The organism is Pseudoneobacillus rhizolycopersici, from assembly GCF_054786815.1.
Genome location: NZ_JBTOOE010000001.1, coordinates 135852 through 160086, shown reverse-complemented (window position 1 = coordinate 160086; position 24235 = coordinate 135852). Strand labels below are relative to the sequence as shown.

Genomic DNA, 24235 nt, shown 5'->3' with positions numbered 1-24235 from the left:
CCTCTTCCACTAGTTGTTTAAGCTAGCAATATCCCATGTATATTCGCGAATTTTTGAACCAAGTTTTCCGGTTAATATAAAGTCAATCCCCCATTTCCTGGACCAGACAAACCCGTCCTTTGAACCCAAACTAATACATAGTAGATCAGGATAATTTTGATGTGACGGTGCAGCTATTCCTTCTAGATTCGCTTTGATAATTTTTGTTAGCTTTTGAGCTTGAGAGATTGCTTCTTTACAAGTCATTCCAGCCAAATCTCCTGTGTTCGGGTCAAGGACATGAGCGCAGTCGCCAATCGCATAAATGGTTGGGTAATCGAAAAGCCTATACTGTGAGTCGGTTAATAACCGACCATCGTTACTTAATGGCAATGCTAGTTTCTTTACAGTGGGATGTGGAATTTGCCCAACCGTCCAAATACAGTAATTGGCTTGCAACGGAGATCCTTCTGTAAATTGGATTTGCGTTGATTGAAATGTGGTTACCTTTTTCCCATTGATAATTGAAATACCTTGATTATTTAAGCGATTTTCTAGTTGTAAACTGACTTTTTCGGGTAAGTCATCTAGTAGTCTATTCTTCTCGTTTATTAGAAAAACCTCTATTTTTTTAGGGGAATACAGATTTAGCCATGAGTTGATCTCGGTTGCTGTTTCAATTCCGGTAACACCACCACCAATGACGGCAATTTTCAGATGTTCACTGGAATCCCTAATCATCGTTAATAGATCTTGTCGAATCTCCTTGGCGGAATCTAAACTGCATAGTGATTTTCCTCCCAGCTCAGGGTGTACTTTACGGGGGATGCTCCCTATTGTAAGGATTAATTGATGATAAGGAAGTTCGATGTTCCCTTCGGTATTTGTTTTCAGTATGATGGTTTTGTTTATAGGGTTTACGTTGTCAAGCGAGCCTTGAATAAAATCAATCCCCGGTCCACAAAAACGGGTTAATGGAATTCGCAATTGGTCTGTGGTCTCTTCAGTAATTGCCTTAAAAAGCTTCACCTTTTTAAAATGATAAGCATTTTTATCAATAAATATGATTTTTATATTTTCATTTATTTGATCTTTTAATTGCTTTTTAAGACCTGTTAATAAATGGATTCCTGCATATCCGCCACCTACAATAATGATGTTTTTTTGCTTCCCCATACTCGTCGCTCCTTTTATGTGTTTTCAAAAACATAACGATTAAGGAGCGAGATCTGTGACGAATAACGCAAAAAAAATAGCTATCAATTAGCTAATACATACATAGTTAATTGATAGCATTATTATATTTGGTTTATATCTGTTTATTTTATTAGGTTATTTGTGATTTTCTTATGGGTTACTTCTATCTTGCCTGGGAGGACAAATAAGTACTCGATAAGGTTCTCTAACAAATCCATAAGTAATGAGGTTGTTTCATAATCCATCTCCGCCTCAAGTTCAAGCATTTGACTAAGTGAACCATCGTTTGTTAGTAATTGACTAAGTGATTGAATGGGCTTGGCTAAATCAACATGATTTGGCAAAATGTCTAACTGTTTGGATAATGGCTGACCTTTACTTTTTTCAACAAGAAAATGTTTGAGGATACTTTCAATCACCCTTTTCGACATTACGGCCGTTGCCGATGTTTCCCGAGATTGATGAACATTTAATGCCGATCGATAGGCGCGAATCAAATCTTGGGGGATATTAGATAAATTTTCGATTTGATTAATTGGGTGTTTTGAAGCTTGGTGATCATAAATATAGGTATCTGCATGCTCACCTTGTTCCTCGATGACATCATTCGTCATAATGATGAAAACAGCCGATTTTTTACAAGATGGGCAATGACACTCTGTAATCAAACTATGCTTCCGATTTTGATAGTTGGCATTAAGGTTAAACTCTGTTGTTTTACGGCATGCCGGGCATTCACATTGAATGCTTTTGGGAATTTTAATATTTCCATACCGAATATAAGAAACGACGGAGCCTGGATTAATCCTTCTCATGCTGAAAAGCCTCCTGATGATTTCTTCCATATTGTTTAGTTATTATATCCAAACTAAGGAAAAATAAATAATTCTTGTTAGGTGAACGATATTATGGGAGGTGACATGGATGTTTCGGACTATCATTTTAGTGTTATGTTTGGTTTTTATTTTTCCAATAAATTCTTTGGCCGACACTCCTGCTAAAGTGAAGGCAGCTTATATTAAGAACGGAAATTTATGGTCGCTTATTAATGGTGAAAAGAAACAAATAACAACAACAGGAAGGGTTTTTGCTTCCCCAAAGTGGTCCTACGATGGTAAATGGCTGTTATACCAAATGGAAGCCGCCTCTGATCTACAAAAAACAGAGCTCCAAGCTGAAATTTGGGCATATCATGTTGAAACCGGTGAGAAAAAGAAAATTTTTCGCGATGGGATTGCCCCTTCTTGGGCGCCAAATAAAAAAATGGTTGCCTTTAAGGATGGTGGAATACTGGATATCTCTACTTTTGAGGGATTTTATAACATCGCAACTGGGGTTAGCGACTATACTTGGTTGCCTGATGGGAGTGGATTTCTTCTTTCAACGAGCGGGCATTTACAACCAGACGGCTGGACGAGCGCGATTCTGTATACGAAAAAGCTGAAGAAAAATTTTAAGGATATCATCTTTTTTGGTGGAGTTGATCATTTTTTTACTCTACCGAGAGAAATTGGGGATGGTGAGCGGAAAATCATTGCTGTGTATGCCGATGGTTTAACCTTTTCACCTAGTGGGAAGTGGATTTCGTTTATCGTCTCCCCCACTGCTTCGTGGTCGATGGATAGTAATATGGTGTGTGTGATATCAAGCGATGGTAAGAATTTTGAGGTGTTGGATGAGATTATTTTAGAGATTGGTTCACCGAAGTGGGCACCTACTTCTGATACAATTGCTTATATCGCTGGTGGTGGTCGGATTGTATTTAGATTTAAGAATAAGGATTTAAAGGTGCGGGAAATGCCTGCTTCAGGAACCTTGACCCCTACCAAATATGCCGATTTGGATTTTGATTGGGTAACGGATAGAATGTTGGTAAGTTCCAGGGTTGAAGAAAGAGAATGGTCAAATGATTTTAGTAAACATCCATTACCGTCACTTTATTCGATTGATTTGGCGAAAAATATGCAGAATAAAATTACTATACCTCCGAAAGGCTTTGGAGATTACCATCCTCGGTATGTGGGGGCGATTGATAAGATCCTTTGGTTTAGGGGGAAGTCGATCATTGATCAAGATAAGACTTTGTGGCAGGCGAATCCTGATGGTTCAGAGGCGGTTGAGTGGATGAAAGATGTGGAGGAGATTGTTTTTTATGAGTAATTTGGGAGTAGGTCCTCCAGGCTGTTTGCATGAGGACCTATTTTAGTCTCTGGAGAAACTCTCCTTATGAAATTGAGTAATATACCGGAAAAGTGTTTCACCATTGGTTGCTAGTTTCGCATTGGGGTCTAATAGGCAATACATGGCTAAGTAAGGTTCAGGTACCCAAATGTATTTGTGAATATATTCGGTAAGGTGGAAATTGTTCTGCTGCCAATAATCGATTCGTTTTAGATTTTCAGATGTTAGGTCTGATTCTACCTCGATGATGATAGCTTGGAGATTGTGTTCGAGTTTTGCCCAGTTCTTAATTTTGCCTAAAAGGCTACTGCCGATGCCGTGGCTACGTCTGTTTTGGCTGACAGCGATGTAATCGATTAGCAGTGACTTGGGCTGTTCGATTTTTCCGGTTAAAGCCATGGCAATTACCTCCTCGTTTTGTTTGAGGACGTGTAGATAGCAGAGCTTTTTGGAAAACATATTTCGGATAATTTTTTCTGATTTTGCCCCGTCATGGAACGCTTCTTTGTAGATAGGTTCTGCCATTAGCCAAAGCTGTTCATCCCATTGGTCTGTTGTGACGAATTCCATCTATTTTCTCCCCTATTTATATGTAGAGTTATTCCCTAACTCCCAAGGCATCATTAACTTTGGAAATCAAGCTAGCGTTTTGATTCCCAAACTCACAAAACCCAACAAGTTTGGGAATCAAATAGAGCACTTTGATTCCCAAACGCAACACTCTTCATCGACATTAGGAAATCAAAAACCGCGTTGATTTTTAACTACCTCAAATACAATCACTTCCACCATTCATCAAATACATTTATTGGTGGTTGACGTTTATGTTCAGATTTACGATACCATTCTTCGATTTTAGATTTACTTGGCTCGCTGACTTCTTTTCCTTCTAAATAATCATCAATATCATCATATGTTACTCCTAAGGCTACTTCATCCGGTAAGGATGGTCGATCATCCTCTAAATCAGCAGTAGGAACCTTTAAATACAGATGCTCAGGGCAGCCTAATTCTTTTAATAGGAGCTTCCCTTGACGCTTATTCAAACGAAAAATCGGTACCATATCCGAGGCACCATCACCGAACTTTGTGTAAAAACCTGTAATCGCTTCGGCAGAATGATCAGTGCCCAAAACAATACCCTTATTTACCCCAGCAATACTATACTGCACTTCCATGCGATGACGGGCCTTTACGTTACCTTTTAAATAATCGGTCAACTTTTTACCCATGCCTTTTTCAACTGCAGCGACGCTAGCATCGACGGAATCTTTAATATTGACTATTACTACCTCATCAGGCTGAATGAACCGAATGGCATCCTGGCAATCTTCTTCGTCGGTTTGGGTCCCATAGGGAAGACGAACGGCAATGAACTTATATTTTTTTAATCCAATCTCATCATTCAATTCATTAACAGCCAATTGTGCAAGTTTTCCGGATAAGGTGGAATCTTGTCCACCTGAGATTCCAAGGACCATTGATTCTAAAAAAGAATACTTTTTTAAATAGTTTTTCATCATATCAACGCTTTGACGGATTTCCGCTTTGACGTCGATTAAAGGTTTTGTTTTTAGTGCCGCAATAACTTCCTTTTGGAATTCATTCATTTTTCTATCTCCTTGGACCCTGCGATTTTTTCTTTAACCTTCTGAATGATGTTCATTTTGTTATCCCAACATTTCTGGCTTAAATCTACTGGGTATTCTTCTGGATTTAATGAACGCTTATATTCGTCCCATAAAACGGACATGTTACTCAAGGAAAACTGTTGAATTTCTTGAATATCAGGTAAATCATAGACTAATTGACCATCAACAAATATGTCATGGTGAAGGTCTCTGGCTTCAAAATTAGAGACAAACTTACTAATATAGGTATGGACAGGATGGAACATCTTTAAATGGTCTTCTTCATTAGGACGTTCATTTGCTAGCGCAATATAATCCCCTTCAGAGCGTTGATTAACCATATTGATGACGCGATAGAGTCTTTTCATTCCTGGCGTAGTTACCTTCTCAGGATTACCTGATATTTTAATGGTATCGATCATTTCCCCATTTTCGTCTTCGATGGCAACAATTTTATAAACAGCCCCTAAGGCAGGTTGGTCAAAGGCAGTGATTAATTTCGTGCCAACTCCCCATATATCTATTTGGGCTCCCTGGGCTCTAAGGTTCATAATCGTGTATTCGTCTAAATCATTAGAAGCTACGATTTTTGCATCCGGATATCCGGCCTCATCTAACATTTTTCTTGTTTCTTTTGATAAATAAGCGATATCACCACTATCGAGGCGAACTCCAGTAAATTCGATTTGTCCCTCAAATTCCTTTGCCACTCGAATGGCGGCAGGGACTCCTAGACGTAAAGTGTCATACGTATCAACAAGCGGAATAAAGACTTTATTTTTCCTGCGAACACAGCTTTCGGCATATTTCTTCATGGCTGTATAGTCATCATTATATGCTTGGATTAAAGAGTGGGCATGGGTTCCAGACACTGGAATGCCAAAGAGCTTACCTGCGCGCACATTACTTGTAGATGTAAATCCAGCTATATAAGCAGCTCTAGTTCCCCATATTGCGGCATCCATTTCATGGGCACGGCGGGTCCCGAATTCCATGGCATCCGCGTCACCAATGATCTGCTTAATACGGGATGCTTTCGTCGCTACTAGTGTTTGGTAATTGATAATATTAAGCAGGGCAGTCTCAACAAGCTGTGCTTCTGCCAAAGTTGAATCTACTTGTAAAATCGGTTCATTGCCAAATACCAATTCCCCTTCTCTCATCGACCTAATTTTACCAGTAAACTTAAGTCCTTTTAAATAGTCAAGGAACTCTTCCTCATAACCAACTTCATCTCGTAGATATTCGATATCGCTATCTGTGAAACGAAATCCCTTTATATATTCAATTACACGCTCCAGCCCGGCAAAAATTCCATAGCCATTGCCAAATGGTAGCTTGCGAAAATAAAGTTCAAATACGGCTTTTTTATTATGAATGCCATCATGCCAGTACGTTTCAACCATATTGATTTGATAGGCATCGGTATGCAGGGTATAACTATCGTCTGGATAAGATTTTCTCATTATAGTAGTACCTCCAAATGGGAGTTATTTTATTGTCGCATTTAGGCAGTCTTTAAAATGTCCAAGGGCCCAATCATGTCCAGCTTGGTTGAAACTTGCTACTGCCTTTTCGTGAATGACGATTTGAAAACCACGATTATAGGCATCAACGGCCGTATGAAGGACACAAATATCCGTACAAACACCGACTAAATGGACTTCCGTAATTCCTCGTTCACGCAATTTAATTTCGAGGTCGGTTCCGGCAAAGGCGCTATATCTTGTTTTATCCATATAGTGCACATTTTCTTTATCCTTATTACTTTCGTAGACATCTTGCAGACGTCCAAATAGCTTCCGGCCACTTGTTCCCTTAATATTATGTGGCGGGAAGAGCTTCGTTTCAGGGTGACGTTCATCGCCTTTAATATGAAAGTCAATCGCAAAAACAGTGAAATCTCCATTTTCAATAAATTCTTCCGTAAGCTTCACAATTTCATTTTCAATTTCCTGACCGGGTTTCCCACAGGTGAGTGCTCCGTCATCAGCAACAAAATCATACGTGTAATCAATATTAATGAATGCTTTCATTTTTCCTCACTCCCGATTAATAATTGGTTAATTGTTAATCAAACAGTTTAAAATCTTCCCTGATAAACGGATACAAATGGTTGGTACTCATTAAATCGATAAAGCTGTGCCGGAGTTTTTGAATACAGATTGGATTTTTTCGCTTTACCGTTTTCAAAGACTTTTTCGATAAATGGTAGAGTCGGTGCCTTTCGAAAAAAGGCAGCATCCAATTTGATAGATGGATCATCCAAAACGGTTAGCAGGACACCTTGAAGCTCTGAGAGGACAAATTCTTCAGGTAAGAATTTTTTAGCTATGGTCGTTAAAGCCATGTCCTTTCGAATAAACCAAAGTGCATCTTCAATAATTTGTCGATGGTCAAATGCTAAATCTAGTCGCTGAACTTCTTCGATGGAAAAAAGCTCAACACAGGTGGCATCGTCTGCTGCTTTTCTTTGTAGAAGATCATTTTCTGCAACAATAGCATAATGTGCATTTGAAATAATCCAGCCACGGAAGTCCCTTCCTGGCTGATCATACACTCCAAAATGCTTAATATGCACACCCGTTACAGCTGTTTCTTCCTCCAGTTCGCGTTTTGCTGCTTCGATGGCGGTTTCATTTGGTTGAATAAAGCCTCCAGGTAATGCCCATTTTCCTCCTTCAATGTTTGGTTCTCCTTCGGCATTTTTCTCAGCACGTTGTATTAACATGAGCTTTAACGTTTTTCTAGGCGGTTTATAAACTTCGGATTTTTCGGAAATAATAGTGAAAATCGCAATGTCACTCGTATAGCCGTCAGGTGTTCGATATTTTTGGGGCTTTTGTTGATGTAAATCTGGAATCAAATGGAGACCCCCTTTGTTTTTAATTAACAAATCGTTAATTCTAATTTACACTATAGGTTATGGTATCACAACTATTTTGATTATTAACAAATACATATAACATATAACACAATCCGACAATGTTCATACGGGAATTGTCTAATTATGCGCTTTCCCGAGAAATAATTGAATATTCGAAAAATAAATTCTCGAAATAAACGAAAAGGCTACGGTGTCCGTAGCCTTTGTTATTTCTATTCTCCTATGATAATGTTAATCGTATTTTCATCAGAAATAAAATCCTTCCAATCATTGTTTCGAACAACTTGTAAAATATAGCCTTGTAAAGGATTTTGCTCCGTTGTCGATTCAATGGACGTTAATTGAGTTCCATCCCAGCGCAGGTATTTCCCTGGATGTTTGATTTCATCACTCCAAAGTCTGGATCGAACTAAGAATAAGGCATTATCTTTTTCATTTGTAAAAACTTTTTGTGTTTTGAGTTTGTCAAGTATGGTGAAAAATTGGTCCACCGGCATCATTTTTGAAAACTTAGGTACTTCGATAGCCGGGTCATTCCATAAACTTTTTTCATTTGCTTGTTGACCTGGACAAGAAATACACTCTTTGAAATTAAGAACATTATATTTTTTTCCTCTAGGTTCAATCGTTTTAAGTTTGATATTAGCAAAATCGCCATTTGGACTTAAAATCATTGAGAAAGAATCTAACCTAGCATCCTTGGAAATTTCTTGTTCTTTTTTAAACACATTCCAACTTTCCGTTATTTTTGTCTCATAGACATTTTTCTCAGTAAATAAACTGACTTGTTCTTTTTTGAACCGATCTTCGTTTATCACGCCAACAATAAACGCTACTACTAACACAATTCCAATAATGATGTAACCTTTTTTGATCCTCACCTGTTTCTCCCCTTTTAATCATATATCTATCTACTCCATATTATGTAAATAATTGAATAGTTAGTCAATTTTTAACGAAAAAAGAGAACCATCAATCGAGATTGATGGTTCTCTAGACTCTTTCGTCAGATTGTTCCCCTTCAAAATGACCGGAACGATGTATTTTCGTCTGTAGGTATTTTTCATTATATTTGGAAACATCACCCCAAAGTGGCTCACGACCTGACACATTTAAACCGGCTTTTTGTAAAGCATCTAGTTTTTTGGGGTTGTTGGTGATTAATGTAACCGGTTTGTTTCGTAGATTTTTCAAAACCTCTATAGCATCATCATAATTACGGGCGTCATCCACAAAGCCTAATGAGAGATTTGCTTCTACGGTGTCTAACCCCTCTTCCTGCAAGACATAGGCCATCGCTTTACTGAATAGACCGATTCCCCTACCTTCATGATTGGCTAAATAAAAGAGTGCCCCTGTCCCATTTTCTGTGATCATTTTCATGGAGCGCTTGAGTTGAAAGCCACAGTCACAGCGCTTACTGCCAAAAATATCACCGGTATGACAGATACTGTGCATTCGAATGAGTGCGTTATCGGCATTGGCAAAATCACCGTACACTAAAACGCTGGATTGTTGCATTTCTGCTAAATTGGCTGATGATAATTTTTCAATTATCCGTTCCATTTTGTCCGTAATTTCATCACAATGAAGCCAGCAATACCATTGAAAGATTTCCGTTTCACCATAAAGATTTACTGGTAACTTGATTGGTCCTACTAAATAAATGGCTTTGTTATGGTACCTAATTAATTGGATTTTATTTTTTAACATAGTAACCGCGTTGGTTGCGAGCATAATGGGCCTCCTAAACGAAGTAAAAGCTTCTTCATTAGTATGTTTTTTACATGGAATAACTATTACAAGTATCCCAAAAATCCCTGCCAATCATGACAGGGATGCATTCTCATTGTATAAATGGCAGGCAGTAAAATGGCCTGGTTTCACCTCACTCCACTCGGGTGAAGTCTTTGCACAAATATCCATTGCCCTACTACATCTTGTCCGAAATACGCAACCGCTTGGAGGGTCAAGAGGACTCGGAACTTCACCTTCAAGAACGATTCTTTCCCTTTTTAAGTTTGGCTCAGGGAGAGGGACGGACGATAACAATGCTTGAGTGTAAGGATGTAACGGATCATTATAAAGGGAGTCGCTATCCGTTAATTCAACCATATTTCCTAAATACATGACTAAAATCCGATCAGAAATATATTTAACCATTGACAAATCATGGGCAATAAATAAATAGGTTAGACCCATTTTTTGTTGAAGGTCCTTTAGCAGATTAACGACCTGAGCTTGGATAGAAACATCAAGAGCAGATATCGGTTCGTCACAGACAATGAATTTAGGGTTTAAGGCTAGTGCTCTGGCAATGCCGATTCGTTGGCGTTGTCCCCCGCTAAACTCGTGTGGGAACCGGCTAATATGTTCTCGATTTAGTCCGACCAACTCTAAAAGTTCGATAATTCGTTCCCGTCTCTCCTTCCCTCTTGCAAGCTTGTGGATATCAAGTGGTTCTCCAATTAGGTCCTCTACGGTCATTCGTGGATTTAATGATGAATAGGGGTCTTGAAAGATGATTTGCATATCTTTCTTGTATTTAATCATTGACTTTCCTTTTAATTTGAAAATATTTACACCATTAAAAAGGACCTCACCTGAAGTTGCTTTATGCATTCGAATAATGGTTTTTCCTGCGGTTGATTTTCCACAGCCGCTTTCGCCAACAAGTCCAATGGTTTCCCCAGGGTAAATGTCTAGACTAATATCATTAACGGCTTTGAGTGAACGACCGCCTACTCGATAATATTTTTTTAATTTTTTGATTTTAATGAGTGGTTCTTCTGTTTGGTTGACTGTCATAAAAGTCTATTCCCCCTTTGCCTTCGTTACTGCAGCCTGTGCCAATGGATGGTGGAGCCAGCAGGCAGCCTGCTGCTTTCCGCTAATTGGTTCAAGGTCTGGGTGGTTGTCCCGGCAGACCTTCATGGCGAATTCGCAGCGAGGAAAAAACGAGCAGCCTTTTGGAGGGTCCAATAAGTCAGGCGGACTACCGATTATTGAATATAATTTTTCCTTCCGATTCATATCCAAACGCGGTACAGACTTCATTAATCCCCTTGTATAAGGATGGGTTGGATGTTTAAAAATCTCTTCGACCGTACCTGTTTCAACAACCTCCCCTGCATACATAACAATCACTTTATCGCATACTTCAGCAACAACTCCGAGGTCATGGGTGATTAATATGATCGAGGTGTCTGTTTCTTTTTGGAGACGCTTCATTAAGGTTAAGATTTGCGCTTGAATCGTCACATCAAGAGCCGTTGTTGGTTCATCGGCAATAATCAGCTCGGGATCACAAGCGAGCGCCATGGCAATCATGACCCTTTGCCTCATCCCACCGGAAAACTCATGAGGGTAGTGCTTGAGACGTGTTTTTGCATTAGGGATGCCTACCCGCTCTAAAATCTTAATGGCATGCTGAAACGCCATAGCTCTTGGTAATCGTTTATGTTTCACTAGACCCTCGATTAATTGGTCTCCAATTTTACTTGTCGGATTTAGTGAGGACATCGGGTCCTGAAAAATCATACTGATTTTATGGCCACGAATTTTTTTCATTTCGTGTTCACTTTGTGTGAGTAGGTCCTTGCCATGAAAGAGAATTTTTCCTTCCTTGTAATAGGCAGGAGGTTCTGCTAACAGCTTCATGATTGATTTGGCAGTCACACTTTTTCCACAGCCTGATTCGCCTACGATGGCGACGGCTTCTCCTTTTTTGATTGAAAAATTCACACCTCTAACCGCCTGCACCTCTCCACCATATGTTTTAAAGGTGACGTGCAGGTTTTCTACTTGTAAAAGTTTTTCCATCATGATCACCTCCTGCTATTTTCGTAGTTTTGGATCGAGGGCATCTCGTAACCCGTCACCAAAAACGTTAAAGGCAAACATCGTCACCGAGATTAACAAGGCTGGAATTGCAAGCTGATAGAAATTTCCTACCAAAATACTGCTTAATGAATCGCTTGCCATTGTGCCCCAACTTGCTTCAGGTGCTGGAATACCAAGGCCAAGAAAACTTAAGGTGGCCTCCGCAAAAATCGCTGTCGGAACCGTTAAGGTCACGTTAACTAATATCGGCCCCATTGTATTCGGAATAAGGTGTTTACGAAGGGTCCAGCTCAACGGTGCTCCCATTGCGTTTGCAGCATGGACATAATCATATTCCTTTAATTGTAAAACCTGTCCGCGAATAAGCCTTGCCATCGGGATCCAGCCTGTGATTGTCATCGCAACTATAATTGGCCACATTCCACGTTCTAAAACGATCATCATGAGGATGACCATTAGTAAATACGGAATGGAGAATAATACTTCCGCTAATCTCATCATAAAATTATCGACCTTACCGCCTTTAATGGCCGAAACTCCACCGTAGATTATGCCGACAACAAAATCAATCAGGGCGGCCATCAGTCCGATAAATAAGGAAATCCTTGCTCCGAACCATGCTCTTGTAAAAATATCGCGCCCGGAGGTGTCGGTCCCAAACCAATGCTCCGCGTTAGGACGTAAGTTTTTGCGAGTAAAGTCTTGCTCGTAATAGGTATAGCCGCTCAAGTAAGGACCAATAATCGCCATTACTGCTAAGATGATGATGATAATGAATCCAAGCATGGCTAATTTATTTTCTTTTAACCGACGCCAAACATCGCCCCAATAAGAAATATTAGGTTTGGCGATTTTTTCGGCATCTTTAAAGTTATCATCGACAGGGGTAAACATTTCTTCCGTTAATTGGATATTTTTAGACATTAGTTTTTCTCCCCCGTCACTTTAATTCTTGGATCAATCCAGGTGTAAGCAATATCAACAATTAAAATTAAAATGATTAAAACGACACTATAAACAATCGTAGAGCCGAGGATGACTGGATAGTCACGGTTAAAGATTCCCTTTACAAACATTTCCCCAATTCCCGGAACTCCAAAAATCATTTCAACTATAAAGCTTCCTGTTACTAAATTGGCTGCGATAATTCCCAAGACGGTAACGACTGGTAAAATCGCATTTTTGAGACCATATTTTACAAGAATAAAGCCTTTACTTAGTCCTTTCGCCTTAGCGGTAATCATATAATCTTGATTCAACACTTCGAGCATACTGGAACGCATCAGTCTCGCAATGAAAGCCATTGGCAACATCGCTAAACTAAGGGTTGGTAGAACTGTATGCTTTGGTGTTTGCCAGGTGGCAACTGGGAATAGCCGCCATTCTACTGCTAAGAAATTAATTAGAAAGGTGGCTAAAATAAAGCTTGGGACACTAATACCGATAATCGCCAAAACCATAGCGAAATAATCGGGCCATTTATTTCGATTCATCGCAGCAATGACACCAAGGATTAAGCCAAAGAAAACGGCTACTAGCAGTGCTTGAATGCCTAATTGTGCCGATACGGGGAAACCTTTGTTAATATAATCGTTTACTGTTAAGGTAGAAGATTTTAAGGACGGTCCAAAATCAAATTGGGCAATTTGTTTTAAATACAGTAAATATTGGACATGAAGCGGTTCATCTAAATTATAGAACGAGCGAAGATTTTGATAGACGGCTTCCGGCATTGTCCCTTCTCTTGCAAATGGATCCCCTGGAATACTGTGCATGATAATAAAGGTAATCGTAACAGTTGCCCAGATCGTCACAATCGCCATCAGGATCCGTTTAACGATAAATTTGAGCATGAAAATCCCTCTTTTTACAAGATTGGGTATGCTAATGGCTAGCATACCCAAATCTCTCGTTAGATTTAATTAATTCTTAATATCCGCATATTTAAAGGACGGCTGGCGGTTAATTAACGTGTAAATTCCTGTGACATTTTCTTTATAGACATGCGGTCTAGTATAGTAATAGATTGGAATAATCGCCATGTCGTCCATTAAAATCTGCTCCGCTTTATGCATTGCATCCATACGAGCATTGACATCCATCGTTGTCTTTGCCGAATTGACCAATGCATCGTATTCAGGATTGCTATAGTTGGCGTCGTTGTATGGTCCATCGGTTAGCCATAGGTCTAGATACGTCATTGGATCAACATAATCCCCAATCCAACCTGCGCGGCTAATCATATAATTTCCTGATTGTTCGCGGTCAAGTTTTACTTGGAATTCTACGTTTTCTAGAGTAAGGTTTTCGATGCCAAGGTTTTTACGCCACATTTCTTGAATGGCTTCTGCTACAACTTTGTGAAGTTCGTGTGTGTTATAAAGAAGGGTTACTTTAGGGAATTCTTTCATTCCTTCTTCCGCTAAACCTTCAGCAAGAAGCTTTTTAGCTTCTTCCGCATTTTCTTCAAATAAGGCCCCTGCGTTTTCTCTAAAGTCCCCGCTCACATCAGGCATACCCGGAGGAACTACCCCAAACGCCGGCATCTGTCCACCTTGCGCAACGTGTTCCACTAGGGTTTGGCGATCAATTGCCATACCTAATGCTTTGCGTATTTTCGCATTGTTAAACGGCTTTACCTTTGAATTTAAGTTGTAATAGTAAGTAGAAAGCTCTGCCGCATTATGGAAGTCTGGGGCATTTTCAGCAATTAACTTACCGGTAACTTCTGTAGGAAGATTATCCAATAAATCGATTTCTCCTGTTTGGTACATTTGCCATGCCGTGTTGTTATCTTCGATGATGTATAATAATACTTCATCTAAGTTGACCTTAGCTGCATCATAATAGTTTTCACTTTTGGCTAATGTAATACTTTCTTTATTCTTCCACTCTTTTAATTTGAACGCGCCATTTGAGACAAAAGAAGCAGCGTCCTTGAACCAGTCTGGGTTGCTTTCAGCTACCTTTTTATTAATAGGATAATACGTATAGAACGAGGTTAAATCTAGGAAATATGGCGTTGCTGTTGCTAGTTTAACCTCAAGTGTTTTTTCGTCTAGTGCCTTAACACCAACCTTATCACGAGCAGGTTGAAGATCACTTTCAGGGATAACCGGCTTTTCTGGAGGTTCAGTGCCATCTTCTTCAGCCTTTTCGACTGCCTTCGCATATTCTTTTAGCACGTCTGCACCAATTTCGTTATAGGCTTGACCACCTTCTAGATAATACAACTGATAGGCATATTGAGAGGCTGAGTTCGGATCTAGGGCAAATTTCCAAGCATATTCAAAGTCAGCAGCTGTAACAGGATCGCCGTTTGACCATTTAATACCATCGCGTAAATGGAAGGTCCATGTTAAGCCATCTTCACTTGTATCCCAAGTTAGAGCCATTCCGGGTTGGATGGTTCCGTCTTGAGACTTTGTAGTTAATCCTTCAAACACATGATCAATGACCCATGAATCGTGTGTTCCTTGTGCTAGACCTGGATGTAGTGCGCCTGGTTCAGAATGGTTATTGGTGCGTAGAATCTTTTTCGCTACTGGTGTTTCTTCGTTTTTGGGGTCATCTTTCTTGCCTGGGTCTGCTTTTTCACCAGTTGTTGTACAGCCGGCTAAAACGAGCATCATGGCAAAAAATGCCGACAAAAAGATATGGAATCTTTTTTTCATTATGAAACCTCCTGATTTTTGTTGAAAATTCGAATTTTCCGATAATGAGTATTGAAACGTGCATACCCCCTTTTCTTTCTCGTAAATTGGTATCTTCTTGTTTCAAATTGGAAGTCAAGATACCGAGTCTAAGCTAGTAAATAAATATATTTAAGAGAGCAAGGAAATATTACAATAAAATGACAAACTGTAATAATTCCGTCGATTATTTACATTACATGAAATTTTCGGCTAAAATGGGAGAATCGATAGATAAAGGAGAAAAATAGTTATGACAAACAACTTAGAACGTAAGCCATGTCGAGATTCACGGGTTCTTCAAACCAATCGAGTTTTACCTCCTGATACAAATAACCATCAAACTTTGTTTGGGGGGAAATTAATGTCCTATATCGATGTGGTCGCTTCGATTTCTGCACAGAAGCATTGCCGGGCGAGCATAGTGACGGCTTCGATGGACTCGGTCGATTTCCTACATCCCATCCGTCCAACGGACGCCATTCATTTGGAATCATTTGTTACCTATACGGGGAATAGTTCCATGGAGGTTTTTGTGAAAGTTATTGCTGAACATCTTATTACTGGAGATAGCAAGGTGGCGGCCACAAGTTTCATCACGTTTGTTTCATTGGATGAAAAAGGAAGACCAAAACGCGTTCCAGAGGTCTATCCGGAAACCGAAGAAGAAAAATATCTATTTGAAAGCGCGACTGATCGCATGCAACTCCGAAAAAACCGGCGCCAACTCAGCATCTACCTAGCCGAACAAATCGAAAAATACTAAACCAATAGAAAAACCCTTTAGCGCTTTAAAGCATGTGGGGACTGTCCCCAAGTTTTTTAAAGCACTAAAGGGTTTTTGGTGATTTAGTGTGTGAATGCGGTGATGAAGTTTTCTTGGTAGGTGGCTTCACGTTGCATTTGTTCTTGTTGTTGTTTTTCGACCACTTGGCGGCGAGAGTGCTCAAATCTTTTAAGTTGTTGAAGACTGAAATCTTTTGTATTTACAGATTCTGTAATGACACTTGCCAAGGTGTCGGCATCTATTAATGCACTGTTAATCCCAATAGCACCTGTTGGACTCATGGTGTGCGCGGCATCTCCCATGATAACTAGCCCCTCCTTGACCCATGTCTCACAGCGACAGCTTTGGACCTTTAATACAACGAAATCTTTACAAGCAGTAATATGTTGTTTAACTGTTTCTTTTAATTCGGGAAAAGCGGCACTAAGCCGGGAAATAAACGGTTCGAATGATTGACTCTTTAATTTGGAATAAGAATCCTCTTCTATCCCCCAACCGATTTGAATAAATCCGCCGAATTGCGTAAAAATAGCTAATTGTTTTTCATCAACCAACGCTAATTTTATTGTGGGTTCCCATCCGCGAGGACTAGGGATTTTCGCCCAAAGCAAATCGTAACCGTGTTTAATCATAGTTGTTGGTATTTGTGCTAACCTGCGCACTGTTGAAAATCGACCATCGGCCCCGACAATAGCTGAACTACGGATGGTTATGGTTTCTCCATTCCGATTGGCTTTTACCCCAATATACCGTCCTTGATCATCCTGAACTAATTCGGTAACCGTTGTCCCTAATAGTGTTCGGTTCGTTTCCAATTGTTGCAATTCATCGTAAATAACTCGAAGGAGATGATTTTGCGGTACATGGATACCTACATGTCTTTTACCGGATTGTGGAATGATTGTTTTAATCACATGTCCTTGATCCCAATACTCTACTCTCTCCATAAGTAGTAGGCCATATTGTTCGATTTTTTCATAAAGGCCGTAACGCTTTAAAATTTGTTCGCCTTCTTCATTTAGATGCTCGCCTCTAAATTCTTTATCAATTTTTTCATGACGCTCTAAAAGGACAGTTGAAATATTATTTTTCGCTAAAATATATGCTAGTAAGGCGCCACCGGGGCCACCACCAACAATACAAACATCTGTCTCAATTTTCATTAGATCACCTACAGAAACATGAATTAACTCTACTGTTATTATTATGTATAGATTAAGCCTAAACTATTTTAACATACCAATGTGAAAGGAGGGGAATATTATCCCCTCCTGCTAAAGTTTATCGAATTGTTTTTAAAGCTGCACTCCAAGTAAGTACTTGATCAAGCATTGCATTAACATTCGTTAAATGTAAATCAGCTGGCTTGAACACTGATCCATTTTCAAAGTCTGTAAATAATGAAAGTGTAGGATGAACCCGAACGTCGGCAATCATTAATTCTCCCATGATTCCACGTAAATGTTCAGCCGCACGAGCACCTCCTGTGGAACCGTAGCTCACAATACCTGCAGCTTTGTTGTTCCATGGTTCACGAGCTAAATCAAGTGCATTTTTTAATGCCCCAGTAATACTATGGTTGTATTCTTGTACAATAAATACAAATCCATCTAAATTAGCAAGCTTTTCATTCCAAGCGGCAATTCCTTCTTCTTGACCAGTACCTTCACCTAAAAATGGTAATTGATAATCGGCAATGTCAACAATTTCATATTCAGCATCATTTCGTTTATCGGCAATACTTTTTACCCATTCCCCAACTTGTGGACTTACTCGACCTTGACGTGTGCTTCCTAAAATGATTCCAATTTTTAATTTTTGGTTAGTCATTGTTTCTTCCTCCTTTTGTACATTTCCAAATAATTTATCGAAAAAACCCATTACAGCCACCTCCATGCTTGTACTTTACCTTTAATTTGAATATCTCAATTTCAAGATAAATAATAATGCTTATTTAAGTAGATGTCAACACTTAAAGATATTTTTTCGACAAAAAAAGACATAAACCATCGCTGGCTTACGTCTGTTTATGGTGATTATAGTTGATTGATAAAGTTTTTATCCTTTAATGGCAACCCAAGATAAGTTTGAATCGCTTTTTTAAATAATTGAATTTCCTCTAACTTATTATATGGAGCAAGACCAATTCGAATCCAGCCTCCTACTGGATGCACTTGTAAAATTTCTGCCATTGTGGAAGCGTAAAAATCTCCATCTGCCACACACAAATTAAATTGTTTGGTTAGCCAGTCTGTAACGTCCCTTGAGTGATGATTTTCGATTGTGAACGCAAATGTAGGTGTTTTTCGACCTGAAGGAGACCTGAAAAGTTTAAGATTTGGTATTTCTGTTAAGAAACGATCGATTTCACTAGCCAGTTCATTTTCATATTCCTCGATTGCTTGCATTCCGGAAAGAATTTTTTCACGCCGGGAATGTCCAGTTCCTAATTCCTCAATAAAGTTAATGGCGCCAATTATGCCGGCAATTCCTTCGTGGTTTTGTGTGCCCGTCTCTAATTTAAAAGGAATCTCTCCAGGAGCTGTTTGAAGCTTATAAACTGGTAGTTTTTCAAAAAGAGACTCCGTGATGACAGCTATACCCACGTGTGGGCCGAAAAATTTATAGGCAGAGCATAGTAGAATATCACAACCAATGTTTTGAAAATCAATTGGTAAATGTGGAGCAGCATGAACAGCATCAATCGCAACCAGTGCATGGTGTTGTTTAGCTTTTTGAACAACAGATTTTACATCTGTTACTGTTCCGGTTACATTGGAAGACATTCCAACTGCGACTAGTTTTGTTTTAGGAGTAATAATTTGATCTAATTCATCCAGCTTTAATTGAAAGGTTTCCGGATCAAGTTTAATAAACTTTACCACTGCACCTTTATCTTTTGCTAATGTGACCCATGGATCAACATTGGCTCTATGATCTAGCTCAGTTACGACGATTTCATCGCCTTCCACAATAAAGGACGATAAACTACGAGCAATGGCAAAAGCCAAAGTGGTCATATTGGCTCCGAAAGCTACCTCATTCTGCTTGCAACCAAGCAAATCTGAAACGGCTAGACGAGCCTCTTCTAATAAAGAGTCTGTTGCAACACTTGTTTGGAACGTGCCGTGAAGATTGGCCATCCCATTACGGATATAACCTGTCATAGCTTCTAAAGCAGGTTCTGCCATCTGGGTCCCACCTGGACCATCAAAAAACACAATTGGCTTTCCTTCACCATCCACCTTGTTCAAAGCAGGAAACTTCTCTCTTACAGCCTCAATTGGAAACAAATCAGCCATACCCAACACCCCTTCTCCACTTTAACGCTTTAACGCATGTGGGGACTGTCCCCACACACATTAAAGTGTTAAAGTGTATTTTTTGATTATATTTAATATTCTGTATATATTTGTTTTTTCCTTTTTATTTTTGGGCTTTTGAGAAAGTTGTTGACCTAATAGCTATTTGCCTATAAAATTATGAATCTGAGTGTATGACGTGGTTCGTAACCATCCCACGATAAAAAACTAGGAGAGATGAAAAATGAATATTAAAACACTTGTTGGAAATGGAATTGTTGCAGCTTTGTATATTGCTGTGTCATTTCTTATTCAACCCTTGGCTTTTTCACAAGTCCAATTCCGTATTTCCGAGATGTTCAACCATTTGGTTGTCTTTAATAAGAAATACATCTATGGAATTGTCCTTGGCGTCTTTTTAACCAATCTATTTTTCTCACCGATGAAGGCCTATGATTTAATTTTCGGTGTCGGTCAATCTATTATTGCTTTATTGATTACGATTGTATGCTGCAAGTACATTGCAAACATTTGGTGGCGCATGATTGTAAATACTCTAGTATTTACCTTTACGATGTTCTTAATTGCCATTGAGCTTCATTTAGCCTTTGGTGTGCCTTTCTATATGGGCTGGCTCACAACGGCGATTGGTGAATTCGTCGTTATGATCATCGGTGCACCAATTATATATGCATTAAACAAACGAATCCAACTTGAAAAAATGGTATAATACACATACACTTTAACGCATTAAAGCGTGTGGGGACTGTCCCCACACGCTTTAAAGTGTTAAAGTGTTTTTTAGTTTTCGGCTACTTTTGGTTGAACTTGTATGGCTGGTTTTTCTTGATTCGGCTCTTCTGCTGGTTTAGCACGTTTGATGAAGAATGCGAGCACTAGCGCCACTGCCGAAATAAATACGGTAACAAAGAAGGCGTCATTGATTCCTTCAAGCATCCCTTGAGCCATGACTTGCTGTTTCATTTGTGCAAGTGCCTCAGCAGATGGTGGTGATGTGAACTTTTTCATCGCCGCTTCGCCAAGTTCTGTTGCATGCGTTTTAGCACGGTTAGTCATGACCGTTACTAGCAAGGCTGTTCCAATTGCACCAGACACCTGCTGTAAGGTATTGTTCATTGCAGTACCATGTGGATAGAAACGTTTAGGCAATTGATTTAAACCATTAGTAGTAACTGGCATGTTAACCATTGACATTCCAAACATACGAATTGTGTACAGAACAATCAATTGAGTATAAGTTGTTTCAAGAGTTAATTTACTGAAATAAAAACTTGTGATTGTCAGGATGGCTAAACCGATGATAGCTAAGACACGACCTCCAAATTTGTCAAATAATTTTCCTGTAATAGGTGACATTAAGGCCATTACAATTGCCCCTGGAAGCATCAACAACCCTGCATCCATAGGTGAAATACCACGTAGGGTTTGCACATAAATCGGCATCAAAATCATACCGGAGAACAAAGCCATTGTAACAATCATCGAAATGGTAATCGATAAGGCGTACATTGGGTATTTGAAAATCTTAAAGTTAAGCATCGGTTTATCCTGCTTTAATTGAAGTACAATAAACACAACTAAAGCAATCGCTCCAATGATTAATGTTCCATAAACTTCCGGACTATCCCAGCCTTTTTTACCCGCAGAACTAAATCCATACAAAAGTCCTGCAAAAGCTAAGCTTGATAATAAAACTGAGCCAAAATCTAGACGAATATCTACTTTTTCCTTTTTATCTTTTAATAAGAAGAAACCAATCAATAAGACAATAATGGCAATTGGTGTAATAAAATGGAACAGCATTCGCCAATCATAGTGTTCTACAATCCAACCTGATAGTGTTGGCCCAATGGCAGGAGCCCCCATTAAAATTAAACCAAACACTCCCATCGCTGCTCCTCTTTTTTCTACAGGAAAGCTGACTAACATTACATTCATTAGCAGTGGCATCATAATGGCCGAACCCGCAGCCTGGATCATCCGACCTGCTAATAGAACCGGGAATATATGGGCAACACCTGCTAAAATAGTACCGACAGTAAATAGCCCCATTGCCGCTAAAAATAAGGCGCGAACTGAATATTTCTGTATTAAAAATGCTGTCGTTGGAATCAATACTCCGTTAACTAACATAAAGCCAGTTGTCAGCCACTGAACGGTTGAAGCATCAATTTTCAAGTCACTCATAATGGATGGTAAGGCAATATTTAATAACGTATTGTTTAAAAACGTTATAAAGGCACCAATCATTAAAATAGATATAATTCCATATGGCGGACGTGAGGTGGTCTTTTTCATCGTTTGATCCATCGTATTCCTCCTTTAAACCTATTGTTCAATTTTTTATACCCCTTTTTCATACTTACCTATATTATACCGATAGTTCAACTTTTGCAATAAAAAAGTTTAGCGGAAAATTTGAGGTTTGTTAAATATGGTGTTATTATGTAATATTAACTTATACTGATAGTATAATTCTTTTCATAGGTGATTTTCATGATAAATCGTAAACAAAACGTTGTTCAAATAGCCCATAAACTTTTCATTGAAAAAGGGTTTCAATCGACCTCCATTCAAGATATCCTCGACGTAAGCGGGATATCGAAAGGAACATTTTATAATTACTTTTCCTCAAAAAACGAATTATTAATTGCGATATTTAAATCTACCTACCAAGAGTTGGAGATAAAACGCAATGAACTATTAATTGGAGAGGATCGTTCCGATATAGAGGTCTTTATTAAGCAGATCATTTTACAAATGAATACCAACCGCGAAAATAAAATGATTTCGTTGTTTGAAGAGGTTCTTTCATCCAACGATAAAGAACTTAAACAATTTATGGAAACAGGTCGAATGCGGAACATTTACTGGTTATACGAACGGTTCTTAGACATATTTGGCGAGAAAAAACAAGCGTTTCTACTTGATTGCGCGATCATGTTTATGGGAATCCTCCGCGAAAATATGAAATTTTTTCATATGGCAAACCAATCCCATTTTAATCTTGAACGAGTGATTCGGTATAGTATAAATAGGATCGTAAAAATGGTAGATGGATTTGAGGGGACGGAATCTCCGTTGATTCCGAATAACTTCTTAGATCAATGGATTCCAAACAAAAAACAGAACTGCCAAGAGTATCAAAAGAAACTTACCCATTGTATAACAGAATTAAAAAGTTCGCTAACAAATACAGTAGATGAAGCCAAGTATCAAGAGTTGTTAGACTTTATGTTAGAAGAATTACTAGAGACAAAAAATCATCGAAAATTCTTAATCGAAAGTGCATTTTCTACTGTTAAAACCAGTCCATACTTTATCGGAAATGCTCAACTGAAAATATTGGAGGAACTAATAACGCTCAGATTGGACTGAGCGTTATTTTAATGTAAAAGGTCGTTCCGCTTATCAATATATAGTTTTCCATCTGGTTGGATTTCTGCATAAAAGACATCTGCTACCGACTCCACACCTGCTTCCTTTAGTTTTTGTTCGAGCCATTTTGGCCCCAAGTTAAGATTGGCAAGATGATGATTTAATATGATTCCATCGGAAACGACCTGGGTTACAATTGGGTCGATGCTACCTGATTTTTGAGGTATATTTAAATCTTTTTTAGTTACTGGTTGCTTTTCCTCTTTTTTCATAACAGATAAAGTTCCATCTGTTTCAAAAATGGCGTATTCAACCTCGTCTAATGAAAAAACCTCTTTTTTTCGAAGCATAGCTCGTAATTCGTCCATATCTAAACGTTGCTTTCGAAGTTGGTCCTCCATAATCTTACCTTTCTTTACAACAATCACCGGCTCACCTTCAATTACTTTTCTGGCCTGTTTGGATTTAATATCTAATAATCCCATTGCAATGGTTAAAATGGACCAACCAATTAACCCCAATACTCCATTTCGAATACTCAAGGCTGAATCTGTTACAATCGCACCACCTATTGTTCCGATTGCAATCGCTGAAACAAAGTTAAAAAATGTTAGCTGACTAATTTCCTTTCTCCCCATCATTCTGGTTAAGGTAAATAAAACTAAAAATGCTAATAAAATTCGAATAGAAAGTTCGGCAATACCCATATTTAACCTCCTCCAGTTAGTTTGGTAGGTAATGATTGGCTAACTTTATTTGCGACCAATTGCCAATCCTCCAAAAATAGGTTCCAAAGATTTGGTCGCCTTCTAACCGCTAATGGATGATAGGCAACGGCTGTTGGAAAACCTTGAACTTGATGGATGAATCCTCGCAATTCCTTCACTTCAGCTTCCGGGTTATGAAAAAATGCTTGTACAGCTACATTTCCTAAGCATAAGACCAACTCAGGCTGCATGGTTTGAAGCTGTAGTTCCAGGTGCACCATGCAAGTTTGCCGTACCTGATCTTTATCGTAAGCACGCACAGGTCTTCTTTTTAAAATATAAGTAATATATAAGTCTTCTACTGATAACCCCACCAGATAGGCAGCTTCTTGCAATGCTTGTCTAGTCCCACAGACAAATGGATTCCCCTCTCGGTTTTCGCGTGCACCTGGATTATCAAGAAGAACCAGTATAGATGCTTTCGGGTTACCTTCTCCCCAAATCATGCGCGAACCGTGCTTGTATAAACCACATTCCATACAGTCATTTTGACCATCCGGTGTAGGATCCTCTGGCCATAGAACAGGGCAGAAATTAGACATCCTTATCCCCCTTAACCCTTTTACCCAT

At 39.0% G+C, this 24235-nt stretch carries 24 protein-coding genes and 1 riboswitch; of the genes, 4 read left to right on the top strand and 20 right to left on the bottom strand.

The window, feature by feature from the left end; translation table 11 throughout:
- Window positions 1-9 precede the first annotated feature (9 nt).
- Both ACX9YW_RS00885 and ACX9YW_RS00880 read right to left on the bottom strand, forming a co-directional pair.
- Window positions 10-1155, bottom strand: a complete 1146-nt coding sequence (locus tag ACX9YW_RS00885; RefSeq protein WP_460340383.1) for an NAD(P)/FAD-dependent oxidoreductase — start codon at window positions 1153-1155, stop codon at window positions 10-12.
- 143 nt (window positions 1156-1298) lie between these two features.
- Window positions 1299-1991, bottom strand: a complete 693-nt coding sequence (locus ACX9YW_RS00880) for a DUF4145 domain-containing protein (protein ID WP_460340380.1) — start codon at window positions 1989-1991, stop codon at window positions 1299-1301.
- 109 nt (window positions 1992-2100) lie between these two features.
- On the opposite strand from ACX9YW_RS00880, the gene ACX9YW_RS00875 reads away from it, so the two are divergent.
- Window positions 2101-3336 carry a TolB-like translocation protein gene (locus tag ACX9YW_RS00875; protein ID WP_460340377.1) on the top strand — a complete coding sequence of 412 codons (1236 nt, stop codon included), beginning with the start codon at window positions 2101-2103 and terminating at the stop codon, window positions 3334-3336.
- A 42-nt stretch (window positions 3337-3378) separates the two neighbouring features.
- Here ACX9YW_RS00875 and ACX9YW_RS00870 read toward each other — a convergent pair whose 3' ends face one another.
- The 12 genes from ACX9YW_RS00870 to ACX9YW_RS00815 all read right to left on the bottom strand — a co-directional run bounded on the left by ACX9YW_RS00870 (window position 3379) and on the right by ACX9YW_RS00815 (window position 15392).
- Complete coding sequence (locus ACX9YW_RS00870) at window positions 3379-3927, bottom strand: GNAT family N-acetyltransferase (protein ID WP_460340374.1); 549 nt, start codon at window positions 3925-3927, stop codon at window positions 3379-3381.
- A gap of 209 nt (window positions 3928-4136) precedes the next feature.
- Window positions 4137-4967, bottom strand: coding sequence for an NAD(+) synthase (gene nadE / locus ACX9YW_RS00865; protein WP_460340371.1), 831 nt, complete (start codon window positions 4965-4967; stop codon window positions 4137-4139).
- The gene (locus tag ACX9YW_RS00860) at window positions 4964-6454 is read right to left on the bottom strand and encodes a nicotinate phosphoribosyltransferase (RefSeq protein WP_460340368.1); all 1491 of its coding nucleotides are present in this window, start codon (window positions 6452-6454) and stop codon (window positions 4964-4966) included. The genes nadE and ACX9YW_RS00860 overlap by 4 nt, the downstream gene beginning before the upstream one ends.
- A gap of 24 nt (window positions 6455-6478) precedes the next feature.
- Window positions 6479-7024: a cysteine hydrolase family protein gene (locus ACX9YW_RS00855; protein ID WP_460340365.1), complete on the bottom strand. Its 546-nt coding sequence runs from the start codon at window positions 7022-7024 to the stop codon at window positions 6479-6481.
- 47 nt (window positions 7025-7071) lie between these two features.
- Window positions 7072-7854 (bottom strand): NUDIX domain-containing protein, encoded by a 783-nt coding sequence (locus ACX9YW_RS00850; RefSeq protein WP_460340363.1) that lies wholly within the window; start codon window positions 7852-7854, stop codon window positions 7072-7074.
- Between the two features lie 233 nt (window positions 7855-8087).
- Window positions 8088-8756 (bottom strand): hypothetical protein, encoded by a 669-nt coding sequence (locus ACX9YW_RS00845; RefSeq protein WP_460340360.1) that lies wholly within the window; start codon window positions 8754-8756, stop codon window positions 8088-8090.
- Window positions 8757-8868: 112 nt separating this feature from the next.
- Window positions 8869-9612: a GTP cyclohydrolase II gene (locus tag ACX9YW_RS00840; protein ID WP_460340357.1), complete on the bottom strand. Its 744-nt coding sequence runs from the start codon at window positions 9610-9612 to the stop codon at window positions 8869-8871.
- Window positions 9613-9702: 90 nt separating this feature from the next.
- A complete protein-coding gene (locus ACX9YW_RS00835; protein WP_460340354.1) occupies window positions 9703-10683 on the bottom strand; it encodes an ABC transporter ATP-binding protein in 981 nt (326 codons plus the stop codon).
- 6 nt (window positions 10684-10689) lie between these two features.
- Entirely contained in the window at window positions 10690-11697 is a 1008-nt protein-coding gene (locus tag ACX9YW_RS00830; protein WP_460341233.1) for an ABC transporter ATP-binding protein, read from the bottom strand.
- A 15-nt stretch (window positions 11698-11712) separates the two neighbouring features.
- Window positions 11713-12642: an ABC transporter permease gene (locus ACX9YW_RS00825; protein ID WP_460340351.1), complete on the bottom strand. Its 930-nt coding sequence runs from the start codon at window positions 12640-12642 to the stop codon at window positions 11713-11715.
- On the bottom strand, window positions 12642-13571 hold the full coding sequence (locus ACX9YW_RS00820) for an ABC transporter permease (protein WP_460340348.1): 930 nt from the start codon (window positions 13569-13571) through the stop codon (window positions 12642-12644). Before ACX9YW_RS00820 ends, ACX9YW_RS00825 begins: the two co-directional genes overlap by 1 nt.
- Window positions 13572-13640: 69 nt before the next feature.
- Window positions 13641-15392, bottom strand: a complete 1752-nt coding sequence (locus ACX9YW_RS00815; protein ID WP_460340345.1) for a peptide ABC transporter substrate-binding protein — start codon at window positions 15390-15392, stop codon at window positions 13641-13643.
- 271 nt (window positions 15393-15663) lie between these two features.
- Between ACX9YW_RS00815 and ACX9YW_RS00810 the strand changes: the two genes are divergently transcribed.
- Window positions 15664-16176 (top strand): acyl-CoA thioesterase, encoded by a 513-nt coding sequence (locus ACX9YW_RS00810; RefSeq protein WP_460340342.1) that lies wholly within the window; start codon window positions 15664-15666, stop codon window positions 16174-16176.
- An 83-nt stretch (window positions 16177-16259) separates the two neighbouring features.
- Here the strand turns inward: ACX9YW_RS00810 and ACX9YW_RS00805 are convergent, their stop codons facing one another.
- The 3 genes from ACX9YW_RS00805 to ACX9YW_RS00795 form a co-directional block, all read right to left on the bottom strand.
- Window positions 16260-17360 (bottom strand): FAD-dependent monooxygenase, encoded by a 1101-nt coding sequence (locus tag ACX9YW_RS00805; RefSeq protein WP_460340338.1) that lies wholly within the window; start codon window positions 17358-17360, stop codon window positions 16260-16262.
- Window positions 17361-17478: 118 nt separating this feature from the next.
- Window positions 17479-18078, bottom strand: coding sequence for an NADPH-dependent FMN reductase (locus tag ACX9YW_RS00800; RefSeq protein ID WP_460340335.1), 600 nt, complete (start codon window positions 18076-18078; stop codon window positions 17479-17481).
- A gap of 155 nt (window positions 18079-18233) precedes the next feature.
- Window positions 18234-19499 carry a cysteine desulfurase-like protein gene (locus ACX9YW_RS00795; RefSeq protein ID WP_460340332.1) on the bottom strand — a complete coding sequence of 422 codons (1266 nt, stop codon included), beginning with the start codon at window positions 19497-19499 and terminating at the stop codon, window positions 18234-18236.
- Window positions 19500-19692: 193 nt separating this feature from the next.
- A riboswitch (PreQ1 riboswitch) is annotated at window positions 19693-19737 on the top strand.
- 6 nt (window positions 19738-19743) lie between these two features.
- Here ACX9YW_RS00795 and ACX9YW_RS00790 point away from each other — a divergent pair.
- The gene (locus ACX9YW_RS00790; protein WP_460340329.1) at window positions 19744-20229 is read left to right on the top strand and encodes a QueT transporter family protein; all 486 of its coding nucleotides are present in this window, start codon (window positions 19744-19746) and stop codon (window positions 20227-20229) included.
- Window positions 20230-20300: 71 nt separating this feature from the next.
- On the opposite strand, the gene ACX9YW_RS00785 is transcribed toward ACX9YW_RS00790, so the two are convergent.
- Complete coding sequence (locus ACX9YW_RS00785; protein ID WP_460340326.1) at window positions 20301-21830, bottom strand: DHA2 family efflux MFS transporter permease subunit; 1530 nt, start codon at window positions 21828-21830, stop codon at window positions 20301-20303.
- Between the two features lie 186 nt (window positions 21831-22016).
- On the opposite strand from ACX9YW_RS00785, the gene ACX9YW_RS00780 reads away from it, so the two are divergent.
- Complete coding sequence (locus ACX9YW_RS00780) at window positions 22017-22898, top strand: TetR/AcrR family transcriptional regulator (RefSeq protein ID WP_460340323.1); 882 nt, start codon at window positions 22017-22019, stop codon at window positions 22896-22898.
- 8 nt (window positions 22899-22906) lie between these two features.
- On the opposite strand, the gene ACX9YW_RS00775 is transcribed toward ACX9YW_RS00780, so the two are convergent.
- Complete coding sequence (locus tag ACX9YW_RS00775; protein ID WP_460340320.1) at window positions 22907-23605, bottom strand: DUF421 domain-containing protein; 699 nt, start codon at window positions 23603-23605, stop codon at window positions 22907-22909.
- A gap of 2 nt (window positions 23606-23607) precedes the next feature.
- A complete protein-coding gene (locus tag ACX9YW_RS00770; protein ID WP_460340317.1) occupies window positions 23608-24207 on the bottom strand; it encodes a uracil-DNA glycosylase in 600 nt (199 codons plus the stop codon).
- Window positions 24208-24235 lie beyond the last annotated feature (28 nt).

What these genes read in the sequence shown, in the direction of transcription:
- ACX9YW_RS00885 (WP_460340383.1), bottom strand. Translation starts at nt 1,155, where the DNA reads ATGGGGAAGCAAAAAAACATCATTATTGTAGGTGGCGGATATGCAGGA.
- ACX9YW_RS00880 (WP_460340380.1), bottom strand. Translation starts at nt 1,991, where the DNA reads ATGAGAAGGATTAATCCAGGCTCCGTCGTTTCTTATATTCGGTATGGA.
- ACX9YW_RS00875 (WP_460340377.1), top strand. Translation starts at nt 2,101, where the DNA reads ATGTTTCGGACTATCATTTTAGTGTTATGTTTGGTTTTTATTTTTCCA.
- ACX9YW_RS00870 (WP_460340374.1), bottom strand. Translation starts at nt 3,927, where the DNA reads ATGGAATTCGTCACAACAGACCAATGGGATGAACAGCTTTGGCTAATG.
- nadE (WP_460340371.1), bottom strand. Translation starts at nt 4,967, where the DNA reads ATGAATGAATTCCAAAAGGAAGTTATTGCGGCACTAAAAACAAAACCT.
- ACX9YW_RS00860 (WP_460340368.1), bottom strand. Translation starts at nt 6,454, where the DNA reads ATGAGAAAATCTTATCCAGACGATAGTTATACCCTGCATACCGATGCC.
- ACX9YW_RS00855 (WP_460340365.1), bottom strand. Translation starts at nt 7,024, where the DNA reads ATGAAAGCATTCATTAATATTGATTACACGTATGATTTTGTTGCTGAT.
- ACX9YW_RS00840 (WP_460340357.1), bottom strand. Translation starts at nt 9,612, where the DNA reads ATGCTCGCAACCAACGCGGTTACTATGTTAAAAAATAAAATCCAATTA.
- ACX9YW_RS00835 (WP_460340354.1), bottom strand. Translation starts at nt 10,683, where the DNA reads ATGACAGTCAACCAAACAGAAGAACCACTCATTAAAATCAAAAAATTA.
- ACX9YW_RS00830 (WP_460341233.1), bottom strand. Translation starts at nt 11,697, where the DNA reads ATGGAAAAACTTTTACAAGTAGAAAACCTGCACGTCACCTTTAAAACA.
- ACX9YW_RS00825 (WP_460340351.1), bottom strand. Translation starts at nt 12,642, where the DNA reads ATGTCTAAAAATATCCAATTAACGGAAGAAATGTTTACCCCTGTCGAT.
- ACX9YW_RS00820 (WP_460340348.1), bottom strand. Translation starts at nt 13,571, where the DNA reads ATGCTCAAATTTATCGTTAAACGGATCCTGATGGCGATTGTGACGATC.
- ACX9YW_RS00815 (WP_460340345.1), bottom strand. Translation starts at nt 15,392, where the DNA reads ATGAAAAAAAGATTCCATATCTTTTTGTCGGCATTTTTTGCCATGATG.
- ACX9YW_RS00810 (WP_460340342.1), top strand. Translation starts at nt 15,664, where the DNA reads ATGACAAACAACTTAGAACGTAAGCCATGTCGAGATTCACGGGTTCTT.
- ACX9YW_RS00805 (WP_460340338.1), bottom strand. Translation starts at nt 17,360, where the DNA reads ATGAAAATTGAGACAGATGTTTGTATTGTTGGTGGTGGCCCCGGTGGC.
- ACX9YW_RS00800 (WP_460340335.1), bottom strand. Translation starts at nt 18,078, where the DNA reads ATGGGTTTTTTCGATAAATTATTTGGAAATGTACAAAAGGAGGAAGAA.
- ACX9YW_RS00795 (WP_460340332.1), bottom strand. Translation starts at nt 19,499, where the DNA reads ATGGCTGATTTGTTTCCAATTGAGGCTGTAAGAGAGAAGTTTCCTGCT.
- ACX9YW_RS00790 (WP_460340329.1), top strand. Translation starts at nt 19,744, where the DNA reads ATGAATATTAAAACACTTGTTGGAAATGGAATTGTTGCAGCTTTGTAT.
- ACX9YW_RS00785 (WP_460340326.1), bottom strand. Translation starts at nt 21,830, where the DNA reads ATGGATCAAACGATGAAAAAGACCACCTCACGTCCGCCATATGGAATT.
- ACX9YW_RS00780 (WP_460340323.1), top strand. Translation starts at nt 22,017, where the DNA reads ATGATAAATCGTAAACAAAACGTTGTTCAAATAGCCCATAAACTTTTC.
- ACX9YW_RS00775 (WP_460340320.1), bottom strand. Translation starts at nt 23,605, where the DNA reads ATGGGTATTGCCGAACTTTCTATTCGAATTTTATTAGCATTTTTAGTT.
- ACX9YW_RS00770 (WP_460340317.1), bottom strand. Translation starts at nt 24,207, where the DNA reads ATGTCTAATTTCTGCCCTGTTCTATGGCCAGAGGATCCTACACCGGAT.